This window comes from Propioniciclava sp. (assembly GCF_029977985.1).
In the GTDB taxonomy this organism is placed as follows: Bacteria; Actinomycetota; Actinomycetes; order Propionibacteriales; family Propionibacteriaceae; genus Propioniciclava.
Genome location: NZ_JARKOT010000080.1, coordinates 1 through 10,681 on the forward strand (window position 1 = coordinate 1; position 10,681 = coordinate 10,681).

Genomic DNA, 10,681 nt, shown 5'->3' on the forward strand with positions numbered 1-10,681 from the left:
AGGGAGTACCGCGGCCAGCTGTGGTGGGCCGCCGGCGCGGCGATCCGGCAACCGGACGCGCCCGAGGGCTCGTCCTGCCGCCGGATGCTGTTCCAGGTCGTCCCGGAGCCGAAGGCCGGCAAGAACCGGATGCACCTGGACCTGCGGCTGCCCGCGTCCGGCGAGGGGCTGGACGCCACCCGCGACGGGCTGCTCGCCCGCGGCGCCACGTTCCTGCACGAAGCGTCCCAGGGGCCGCAGCGCTGGTACACGATGGCCGACCCGGAGGGCAACGAGTTCTGCCTCAGCTGACACCGCACGGGATCCGTCGGACGAGCGCGCCTCGACCCCTCGACCGGGCTCAGGGCAGGCTGAACCCGACGACCGGTTCCGGTGGCCGGGCCGAGGTCAGGGCAGCGGCCGGACGAAGGCGCGCAGCCGGATGTCCGGACGCGGCGACCAGTCCCGCTCGGGAACCGCCACGAAGCCCAGCCGGCGGTACAGCCGGTGTGCGGCCGACATCCACTCGGCCGTCGAGATGACCACGGCGGCGGCACCGTCCGCCGCCGCGCGCTCGACGCAGGCCTGGACGAGCAGCTCACCCACGCCACGGCCGCGGGCTTCCGGCGCCACCGCCAGCGTGCGGAACTCGCCCTCGTCCGCGCCGGCCACCTCCCGGTACGACGATCCGCGGGGACACCAGGTGACCGTCCCGAGCAGGTCGCCGTCATCGGCCGCGACCCACAGCTCGGCGTCGGCCGCCCGTGCGGCCGCGTCCCGCAGTACGTCGTAGTAGGGGTCACTGTCCGGCATCGCGCCGTCGGCCAGGTACGCCCGCGCGGTCAGCTCGCCCACCGCTGCGTACTCGTCCGGCTCGGCCGCTCGTACCACGATCATCGTATCAGCCTAGGTCCGGCCACCCCCACCGTGTTGTCAGAATCTCCGCCGGTCGGGGGCGGCAGAGATTCTGACAACTCGGGGAGCGGGGCCTAGATTCGTCCGCGTGAGCCCTCGACGACAGCCAGAGCAGCAGGCGCCGCCGGTGCAGCGACTCCGCGTCCAGTACGCCAAGCGGGGACGGGCGCGGTTCGCCTCGTCCCGCGACTTCAGCCGGGCGCTGGAGCGGGCGCTGCGCCGGGCGGAGATCCCGATGGCGTTCTCGTCCGGCTTCTCGCCGCATCCGCGGATCAGCTACGCGAACGCCGCGCCGACCGGTGCCGCCACCGAGGCCGAGTACCTGGAACTGGGCCTCGCCGCCGTCCTCGACCCGGACGAGGTGCGCGACCAGCTCAACGCGGCCATGCCGGACGGACTGGTGATCGTCCGCGTGGTGCCGGCGGCGCCCGGCGCGCTGGCCGAGCGCCTGACCGCGTCCCGGTGGGAGATGGTCCTGGACGGCGCCGACGCCGCAGCCCTCGCCGCAGCCGTGGCCGACCTGCTGGCCGCGGAGCAGGTCGAGGTGGAGCGGATGACGAAGACCGGCCTGCGCCGCTTCGACGTCCGCCGCGCGGTGATCTCCCTGATCGCAGCGGGGGACCGGCTCGAACTCGTGTCCGCGATCGGCGAGCCGCTGGTGCGGCCGGACGACGTGGTGCAGGCCCTGCAGCTGCTGCGACCCGAGCTGCGGACGGGCAACCCGCCGCTCCTCACCCGGCTCGAGCACGGCTTCTGGGACGGCGAGCGCATCCTCGATCCCCTCGGCGGCTGAAAGTCTTGCGCCCGGTACGCCGCGCCGTCGCTGGGCCGCTCCCGGCGAGTGTGGAATACTTGGCGCAGGTCGGAGTCATCCAGACCCCCGACTCTCGGATGCCGTGATCGGCGTGACAGGCCGGTCTCGACGCTGGGGCCTCACCGCGACGCGAGTCGACCGCGGGGGCGACAGCGCTGGGCAGCCGACCGGACAAGCTTCGCTGCCCTGGGCAGCCATGTTGCGGCGCCCCCGCCGCTGAAGGAGAGCATCGTGCTCGATTCTGAACACCCCGAAACCGATCAGCCTACCGACGCAGCGGTGACCACGCCGGCCACCCCGCCCCGGCGCCGCCGGGCCGCCAGCCGACCCGCCGGTCCACCCGTGTCGGTGGACGGGCAGCCGGACGCCGCCCCGCCCGCCGAGGCCACCCCGGCTGCGGACGCCGCGCCGGCCGAGGTTGCCGAGGCTCCTGCCGCAGAGGCGGCCGCGGGGGAGACCCTCACCGCCCCGCCGGCCGCGGAAGCGGCGCCCAAGCGCACCCGGCGCAGCCGCGCGAAGGTCGTGGAGCCGGAGCAGACCGCCCCGGTCGAGGCCGCGGAGCCAATTGAGCCGCAACCCGAGGCCGAGCCGCCGGCCGAGCCGAAGCCGGCCACCCGCCGGCGCCGCGCCACGCGTCCGGCGGAAGCAGCGCCGGCGCCCGAGGCCGACGCCGCCGAGGTCGCGGCGAGCCTCGCGGAACTGGCCCAGAATGAGCGCCCGCGCTCGCGGCCGCGGGTGAAGGCCGAGACGTTCGGCCTCGGCGAGGAGGCCACGCCCGACCAGGTGCTCGACTCCCTCGCCGCAGCCATCGGTGGCCTGCTGGCCGAGTCGGTCGAGGTGCTGGAAGCCGCGACCGAGGAGCTGGCCGAGGACGCCGACGAGTTGGACGAGGACGAACTCGCCGAGGGCGAGGATGAGGCCGAGGACGACGCGGCCCCGCGCCGTCGCCGCCGCCGCAGGGGCGGCCGCCGCCGTCGCCGTGGCGCGGGGGATGCCGCAGGAGATGACGAGAACGGCGCGGAGGACGACGCCGAGGGTGCTGCCGCGGAGGGTGAGGCCGAGCCCGAGTCCGGCGACGAGCCGGCCGGTGAGGGCAGCTCCCGACGGCGGCGTCGACGTCGCCGCCGCGGCGAGGACTCCGCCGACGGGGACGAGGACGGCGTCGAGGTCGTCGTCCGGACGCGCGAGCCGCGCCGCCGCTCCACCGCGAACGACGAGGTCACCGGCATCGAGGGCTCGACCCGGATGGAGGCGAAGAAGCAGCGCCGCCGCGAGGGCAGGGCCGCAGGTCGCCGGCGCACGCCGATCCTCAGCGAATCGGAGTTCCTGGCCCGCCGTGAGTCGGTGGACCGGAAGATGCTGATCCGCCAGGCCGAGGACTACTCGCAGATCGCGGTGATGGAGGACGGAGTGCTCGTCGAGCACTACGTCGACCGGGCCTCCGCGACCTCGATGATCGGCAACATCTACCTCGGCCGCGTGCAGAACGTGCTACCGAGCATGGAGGCCGCCTTCGTCGACATCGGCCGTGGCCGCAACGCCGTCCTCTACGCCGGCGAGGTCGACTGGGACTCCTTCGGCGTCACCGGGGCGGACAAGAAGGTCGAGAAGGTCTTCAAGTCGGGCCAGCAGGTGCTGGTGCAGGTGAGCAAGGACCCGGTCGGCGCGAAGGGCGCCCGGCTGACCTCGCACATCTCGATCCCGGGCCGCTACATCGTGTACTCGCCGGGCGGCCACCTCTCCGGCATCTCCCGCAAGCTGCCCGAGGGCGAGCGCAAGCGGCTGAAGGGCATCCTCGACGAACTGATCGAGCCGAGCGCGTCCGTGATCGTCCGCACGGCTGCGGAGGGGGCGAGCGAGGACGAGCTCGTCCGCGACGTGAACCGGCTGAAGGCGCAGTGGGAGGTGCTGGACAAGAAGAAGTCCGGCCAGGCCCCGCAGCTGCTGTACGCCGAGCCCGACCTGACCGTCCGGATCGTCCGGGACCTGTTCACCGAGGACTTCAGCTCGCTGGTGATCGACGGCAACGGCGCGGCGGACGACGCCTACGACACCGTCGAGGCCTACGTGACCCACGTGGCGCCGCACCTGGCCGAACGGCTGCACCGCTGGGACCGCGCGGGCAAGGGCGACATCTTCGACGCCCACCGGGTGCACGAGCAGGTCGCGAAGGCGCTGGAGCGCAAGGTGTTCCTGCCGTCGGGTGGATCGCTGATCATCGACCGCACCGAGGCCATGACGGTGATCGACGTCAACACCGGCAAGTTCACCGGGACGTCGGGCAACCTCGAGGCCACCGTGACCTCCAACAACCTGGAGGCGGCGGAGGAGATCGTCCGCCAGCTGCGGCTGCGGGACATCGGCGGCATCATCGTGATCGACTTCATCGACATGGTGCTGCCGGCCAACCGCGAGTTGCTGCTGCGCCGGCTGGTCGAGTGCCTGGGCCGGGACCGCACCCGGCACCAGGTGGCCGAGGTCACCTCGCTGGGCTTGGTGCAGATGACCCGCAAGAAGATCGGGACGGGCCTCGCCGAGGCGTTCACGGTCGCCTGCGAGACCTGCAAGGGCCGCGGCTACCACGTGCACGACGCGCCGGTGGCGTCCCAGGCCCCCGCCGACGGCGGCGACCGGGACGGCTCCCGCCGCGGCGGCCGTGGCGGCAGCCAGACCACGAGGCGTTCGTCCCGCGCCCGCAAGGACGAGGTCAAGCCCCTCGTCCCGTCCCCGGCCCTGATGCCGCCCCACGCCCCCGAGCCCGAGGCCCCGTCCCCGGCCGAGTCCGACCTGGTCGCGCCCGAGCTGGTCGCGCCAGAGACGGTCGCGCCCGAGCCGGTCGCGCCCGAGCCGGTCGCGCCGGACCTGGTCGCCCCGGACCTGGTCGCGCCTGAGACGGTCGAGCTGGAACCGCTGGTCGAGCCGGAACCGCTGGTCGAACCGGAACCGCTGGTCGAGCCTGTCGAGACCCCCGTTACCCCGGTCGCCGAGATCGCGCCGGTCGAGGAGCCCGTGGTGGTCGAGGCAGAACTCGTGGAACCCGAGCCGGTGGAGGCGTCGGCCGAGTAGCCGGTCAGGCGCAGGGGATCCCGGCTTCCGCCGGGATGACGCCCCCTGTAGCGCTCCCTGAGGAGCGGTCGCCGAGGTACGAGGCGATCGCGTCACGAAGGGCGGCGTGACGAGCCCTTCGTGACGGCGTTCCTCGGACGCCTGCTCAGAGAGGGTTGGTGACGCGTCCTGGTGGTGCGGCTAGCCCTCCGGGACGTGCGCCAGGTCGTCCAGCCACAGGGCGGCCGAGGTGTCGGACGGCGCCCGCCAGTCGCCTCTCGGCGACAGGGAGCCGCCGCGGACGACCTTGGGTCCGTTCGGGAGCGCCGAGCGCTTGAACTGGGCGAAGCCGAAGAAGCGGCGGCAGAACACGTCCAGCCACTTCTTGATGGTGGCCAGGTCGTAGGCCGTCCGCTCGTCGTGCGGGAACCCCTCGGGCCAGGCGCCGGCGTCCGCGTCGCGCCAGGCGTGCCACGCGAGGAAGGCGATCTTCGACGGCTTCATGCCGTGCCGCAGCACGTGGAACAGGCTGAAGTCCTGCAGGGAGTACGGCCCGATCGTCGCCTGGGTGGACTGGGGCGTCTCGCCCTCGCCCACCGGGATCAGCTCGGGCGTGATCTCGGTGTCGAGGATCGCCTGCAGGGTGACCGAGACGGCGTCGTCGAACTGCTCGGAGCTGATCACCCACCGGATCAGGTGCTGCATCAGCGTCTTGGGCACGCCGCCGTTCACGTTGTAGTGGGACATCTGGTCGCCCACGCCGTAGGTGCACCAGCCGAGCGCGAGTTCGGAGAGGTCTCCGGTGCCCAGCACGATGCCGCCGCGCTGGTTGGCCAGCCGGAACAGGTAGTCGGTGCGGAGTCCGGCCTGCACGTTCTCGAACGTGACGTCGTACACCGGCTGCCCCTCGGAGAAGGGGTGGTCCAGCCGGTCGAGCATCAGCCGGGCGGTGTCGGTGATGTCGAGTTCGGCGAAGGTCACGCCGAGCGCCCGCGCGAGCGCCGTCGCATTGCCCTTGGTGTGGGCGGACGTGGCGAAGCCGGGCATGGTGAACGCGAGGATGTCCGTCCGCGGCCTGCCGAGGCGGTCCATCGCGCGCGCGGCGACGATCAGGGCGTGCGTGGAGTCCAGGCCACCGGAGACGCCGATCACGATCTTCGGCTGGCCGATCGCGCGCAGCCGCTGCTCCAGCCCGCTGACCTGGATGTTGTAGGCCTCGTAGCAGTCCTGGGCCAGTCGGGCGGGGTCGGCGGGCACGAACGGGAACCGCGCCAGCGTACGGCGCAGGCCGAGGTCGCCCGTGGGTGGCTCGAGGTCGAAGGTCACCGTCCGGTACTCGCCCGTCCGCTCGGCGTGGGTGCGGCGGTTGTCGTCGAAGGTGCCCTGACGCAGCCGGTCCTGCACGAGGGTGCCGAGGTCCAGGTCGGCGATGGACGCGCGCGACCCGGCCGGGAACCGCTCGGACTCGGCCAGCAGCGTCCCCGCCTCGTAGACCAGCGTCTGGCCGTCCCAGGACAGGTCGGTCGACGACTCACCCTCCCCGGCCGCGGAGTACACGTAGCCCGCGATCAGCCGCGACGACCCGGACGCGCACAGCAGCTTGCGCTCCTCGGCCTTCGCCACCGTGATCGGACTGCCGGACAGGTTCGCGATCACGGTCGCGCCGGCCAGCGCCGCCTCCGCGGACGGCGGGATCGGCACCCACATGTCCTCGCAGATCTCCACGTTCAGCACGAACCCGGGGACGTCGTCCGCCGCGAACAGCAGGTCGCAGCCGAACGGGACGTCCTCGCCGGCCACCCGGATCTCGCCGGTGACATCGTCGCCGGGCGCGATCTGGCGGCGTTCGTAGAACTCGCGGTAGGTGGGCAGGTAGGCCTTCGGGACCACGCCGAGGATGGTGCCCCGATGGATGACCACCGCGCAGTTGTAGATCCGGTTCAGGCTGACCAGCGGGGCGCCGACGACCACGATGCAGCCCAGGTCCTCGGTCTGCGGGACGAGCCAGGCGAGGGCGTCCTGCACGGCGTCGAGGACGGTGTCCTGCATGAGCAGGTCCTCGATCGAGTAGCCGGTGAGGCAGAGTTCCGGGAACACGGCGAGGCAGGCGCCGGCGTCCGCGCACTCGCGGGCCTGGGCGAGCACGGCCTCGGCGTTCCTCCGCGGCTGCACCATCGCGATCGGCAGCGTGCAGGCCGCCACGCGGGCGAATCCGTGGGCGTAGAGGTTGTAGAAGTCCATGCTGCGCTCCTGGCTCCGGTGTCGGCCTCAGCATGCCACGTCGCGGCTCCTGCCGGCCCGCTCTGACAGCCCCGGGTACCCCGCCGTTCCCTGAGGAGCCGGCCCGCGAGTAACGAGCGGGTCGGCGTCACGAAGGGCCGCGGCAGAGCCTGACGAAGCCCGGAACGCACCCCACCGGTCCCTGAGGAGCCGACCCGCGAGGAACGAGCGCGTCGGCGTCACGAAGGGGCATGGTGCAGGGCCTGACGAAACCCCTGCCGTGGTGAAGACTTGAGCCGTGAGCGAGATCCTCCGCGTGGTGACCCCGGACGGCCCCGGCGAACTGCTGCTCGACCCGGCCACCGCGCCGACCGCCGCCCTCGTGCTCGGCCACGGCGCGGGCGGGGGAGTCGGTGCCTGGGATCTGGAGTTGCTCGCCCGCGAGCTGCCCGCGTCCGGGGTGAGCGTGGCGCGCTACCGCCAGCCGTGGCTGGTCGCTGGTCGGAAGGTGGCGGGCCCGCCGGCGAGCCTCGACCGGGGCTGGCGTCCGGCCGTGGCCGCGATCGCGTCGGCCTGGCCGGGCGTGCCACTGTTCGTCGGCGGTCGTAGCGCCGGAGCGCGGGCGGCGTGCCGTTGTTACGACGGGGCCGCCGGTCTGGTGGCGCTGTCCTTCCCGCTGCACCCGCCGGGCAAGCCGCACAAGTCGCGGATCGCGGAACTCGCCGCCGTCACCGGTCCGGTGCTGGTGGTGCAGGGCGCCGCCGACCCGTTCGGCTCACCCGCGGACATCGCCCGCGCCCTGGCCGACGCCGGTTACTCAGGCGAGCGGATCGTCCCCGTCCCCGGCGCGACCCACTCGCTGGCGCCCGTGAAGAGCCTGCCCGCCCCGAAGGTCGCCGAGCGCGAGCAGCTGGTGGTAGGTGCGGTGCTGACATTCATCGCCGACGCCCTCGACCCGGTCCCGTCCGCGGAGTGAAGGGAAAGGGGACGGGTCCTTTCCGTTCACCCCTGATCGGGTCTCGGCGTAAGCCCGCCCGGGACGGTGACACGGGGTGTCGCGATCTGGCCACGATTGGCGTCCCAGCTGTCCCCGACGTCACATCCACGCGCTCGCGCGGCCAGATCGCGTCAGCCTCGGGTCGAGGCGGTGGACAGCGCGCGGCGCGAGCGTAAATGGGGCGTCCCGCCTCGGCGCCGGTACGGGGGTCGGTGCGGCGACTGATGGGATGACGTGATCTGGCCACTCAACGCCCCGTCTGTGACAGGTGGGGCCGCCGGGACCAGTTGCGTGGCCAGATGGCGTCAGCCCTGTGCGGGGAGTGTCTCCTGCTCCGACGCGAGGAAGCGAAGATGGTCGAAAACGGGGACAGACCCCTTTCCAGTCAGGTGGCGGAAAAGGGGTCTGTCCCCATTAGCCGCCAGAAGCCTCGCGGGCGAGCAGCGAGCGCTTGACGTCGAGGCCCCAGGCGAAGCCGCCGAGGCTGCCGTCGCTGCGCAGCACCCGGTGGCACGGGACGAACAGCGCCGGTGCATTGCTCGCGCAGACGCCGGCCGCCGCCCGGACTCCCTTCGGGTTGCCGAGCGCCGCAGCGAACTCGGCGTACGACAGCGGGGCGCCCGGCGGAATGCGCCGCAGGTGGTCCCAGCCGCGCTGCCGCCAGGTCGATCCGGTCTGCTTCACCGGCACCGCGTCGACGGCGTGGGGATCACCGGCGTAGTAGGCGGCCACCGCAGCCGCCGGTGCCGCGACATCGGGGTCATCGGAGGCGACCACCGGCGCATCGGCCGGACGGTCCTGTGGCCGCAGCCGCGCCAGGATCGCGTCCGGATCGCCGGTCCAGCCGGCGGCGTACACGACGCCGTCCTCGGCGAGCAGCGTGAAGGGTCCGTCCGGCGTGGTCATCGTGGTGAGTTTCATTCGGGTTCTCCAATCGGGATGGGACGGGCGGCGGCGCGCCACAGGTGCAGGCTGGCGTAGGACCGCCACGGGGAGACGGTCATCCCCCAGGCGGCGAGGTCGTGCGGCCGGTCGGGCAGGCCGAGCCGCGCGGCGCCCTTGCGCAGGGCGACGTCCCCGGTGGGCAGGACGTCCGGGTGGCCGAGGACGCGCATGGCCACGTAGCCCGCGGTCCACTCGCCGATGCCACGGACGGCGACCAGCCGGTCGTGCTGGGCCACCGGGTCGTCCGCCCAGCCGAGGTCGAGGGCGCCTTCGGCCAGTTGTCCGGCGATGGCCAGGATGTTCTCCGTCCGCATGCGCGGGCCCACCAGCACGTCGCGGCCATGCTCGGCCACCTGGGCCGGCGTCGGGAACAGTCGGGAGAGAGCGCCCCCGGGGGAGGGCAGCGGCGTGCCGCAGGCCTCGGCGAGACGGTGCAGCTGGGTGCGGGCCGCCGCCACCGAGATCTGCTGCCCGACGAGCGCGCGCAGCAGCATCTCGTGCGGGTCGACCGCTCCCGGGAGGCGGATGCCGGGCACCGCCGCGACGGACGGACGCAGCTCGGGTTCCGCCGCCAGCGCCTCATCGATGCCGACCGGGTCGGCGTCCGCGTCGAACAGCCGGCGGACCCGGGCGACCAGCGGCGTGAGGTCGGCGACCGTCGCCAGCGTGGCGGTCAGCTGGAGCCGCTCGCCGTCCCAGCGCACCTCGAAGGTGGCCGGCCCGCCGGGCAGCAGCAGCGTCCGCGCGTAGTGCGACGCGCTCGCGTCCTCCACCCCCGGGACGGCCCGGACGGCCAGCCAGCCGAACACGCCGGCCGCATCGAACGGCAGCCGCACCGGCAGCGCCAGCCGCACCCGCACCCCCACCGACTTGTCAGAATCCATGCCGCCCCCAGCCGGGTGAGCTTCTGACAACTCGGCGAAGGGGGTGCGGCGGGTGGCGCGCAGCTGGGACGGGGTGCGGTCGTAGACCTCGGTGATGGTGTCGTTGAACTGGCGGATGCTGCCGAAGCCGGCGGCGAACGCGATGTCGCTGGCCGGCAGGTCCGTGGCCACGAGCAACTCCCGCGCGGTCTGGGCGCGGTGGGCCCGGGCGAGCGCGAGCGGGCCGGCGCCGAGCTCGGCCGTGAGCAGCCGGTTCAGGTGGCGGGTGGTGTAGCCGAGGCGGGTCGACAGTCCGGTGACGCCTTCGCGTTCGACGACTCCGTCCGCGATCAGGCGCATGGCGCGAGCGGCCACGTCGGTGCGCAGGTTCCACTCCGGCGAGCCCGGGACGGCGTCCGGCAGGCAGCGCTTGCACGCCCGGTAGCCGGCCTCGTGGGCCGCCGCGGCCGTGGCGAAGAAGTGGACGTTGCGCTGCAGCGGCGTGCGGGCGGGGCAGGACGGCCGGCAGTAGATGCCCGTGGTGCGGACCGCGAGCACGAAGGCGCCGTCGAACCTGGCGTCGCGGGTGGCGACGGCCCGGTAGCGCTGCTCGTTGTCCATGTCGTCCAGCATGTCAGGCGCGGAACGGCGGAACTAGCGGAAATCGGACGTGGCCGTCAGAACGCCTGAACGACCCGGGGACACGCGGGGGGAGGAGCGTGGGCCAGCGCAGGGGGGCTCGGGTGGCGACCGGCGGGCGCTCGCCGGTTTGACCCTCCCCGCCGCCGGGCCGTACTCTTGACCCTCGGTGCTCACTGTGCGGCTCTGTGCCGCCGGGAGCGTGACCAGAGCGCACAACACCTGTTCCGCAGGGGTGGGCGCTTGCCAGAATGAGCTCAGGGA

Annotated in this window: 8 protein-coding genes; 4 read left to right on the plus strand and 4 right to left on the minus strand. The window is 73.3% G+C overall.

The features are described 5' to 3' along the window. A partial coding sequence (locus Q1K57_RS04555) for a VOC family protein (RefSeq protein WP_300079462.1) occupies window positions 1–291 on the plus strand: 291 nt, incomplete at its 5' end. Window positions 292–387: 96 nt separating this feature from the next. Here Q1K57_RS04555 and Q1K57_RS04560 read toward each other — a convergent pair. After that, the gene (locus tag Q1K57_RS04560; protein ID WP_300079464.1) at window positions 388–876 is read right to left on the minus strand and encodes a GNAT family N-acetyltransferase; all 489 of its coding nucleotides are present in this window, start codon (window positions 874–876) and stop codon (window positions 388–390) included. Window positions 877–982: 106 nt separating this feature from the next. On the opposite strand from Q1K57_RS04560, the gene Q1K57_RS04565 reads away from it, so the two are divergent. Then, window positions 983–1,687 carry a TIGR03936 family radical SAM-associated protein gene (locus Q1K57_RS04565; RefSeq protein ID WP_300079466.1) on the plus strand — a complete coding sequence of 235 codons (705 nt, stop codon included), beginning with the start codon at window positions 983–985 and terminating at the stop codon, window positions 1,685–1,687. A gap of 300 nt (window positions 1,688–1,987) precedes the next feature. Further along, window positions 1,988–4,774 carry an Rne/Rng family ribonuclease gene (locus Q1K57_RS04570; protein WP_300079476.1) on the plus strand — a complete coding sequence of 929 codons (2,787 nt, stop codon included), beginning with the start codon at window positions 1,988–1,990 and terminating at the stop codon, window positions 4,772–4,774. Window positions 4,775–4,954: 180 nt separating this feature from the next. Here the strand turns inward: Q1K57_RS04570 and Q1K57_RS04575 are convergent, their stop codons facing one another. Further along, window positions 4,955–6,994, minus strand: a complete 2,040-nt coding sequence (locus Q1K57_RS04575; protein WP_300079468.1) for an NAD(+) synthase — start codon at window positions 6,992–6,994, stop codon at window positions 4,955–4,957. A 277-nt stretch (window positions 6,995–7,271) separates the two neighbouring features. On the opposite strand from Q1K57_RS04575, the gene Q1K57_RS04580 reads away from it, so the two are divergent. Continuing rightward, window positions 7,272–7,949, plus strand: coding sequence for an alpha/beta family hydrolase (locus Q1K57_RS04580; protein ID WP_300079470.1), 678 nt, complete (start codon window positions 7,272–7,274; stop codon window positions 7,947–7,949). 435 nt (window positions 7,950–8,384) lie between these two features. Here the strand turns inward: Q1K57_RS04580 and Q1K57_RS04585 are convergent, their stop codons facing one another. Together Q1K57_RS04585 and Q1K57_RS04590 are read right to left on the minus strand one after the other, a co-directional pair. Continuing rightward, window positions 8,385–8,891, minus strand: a complete 507-nt coding sequence (locus tag Q1K57_RS04585) for a methylated-DNA--[protein]-cysteine S-methyltransferase (RefSeq protein ID WP_300079472.1) — start codon at window positions 8,889–8,891, stop codon at window positions 8,385–8,387. Then, window positions 8,888–10,399 carry an AlkA N-terminal domain-containing protein gene (locus Q1K57_RS04590; protein ID WP_300079474.1) on the minus strand — a complete coding sequence of 504 codons (1,512 nt, stop codon included), beginning with the start codon at window positions 10,397–10,399 and terminating at the stop codon, window positions 8,888–8,890. Before Q1K57_RS04590 ends, Q1K57_RS04585 begins: the two co-directional genes overlap by 4 nt. Window positions 10,400–10,681 lie beyond the last annotated feature (282 nt).

Coding starts and splice junctions, on each gene's coding strand:
- Q1K57_RS04560 (WP_300079464.1), bottom strand. CDS start 876: ATGATCGTGGTACGAGCGGCCGAGCCGGACGAGTACGCAGCGGTGGGC.
- Q1K57_RS04575 (WP_300079468.1), bottom strand. CDS start 6,994: ATGGACTTCTACAACCTCTACGCCCACGGATTCGCCCGCGTGGCGGCC.
- Q1K57_RS04585 (WP_300079472.1), bottom strand. CDS start 8,891: ATGAAACTCACCACGATGACCACGCCGGACGGACCCTTCACGCTGCTC.
- Q1K57_RS04590 (WP_300079474.1), bottom strand. CDS start 10,399: ATGGACAACGAGCAGCGCTACCGGGCCGTCGCCACCCGCGACGCCAGG.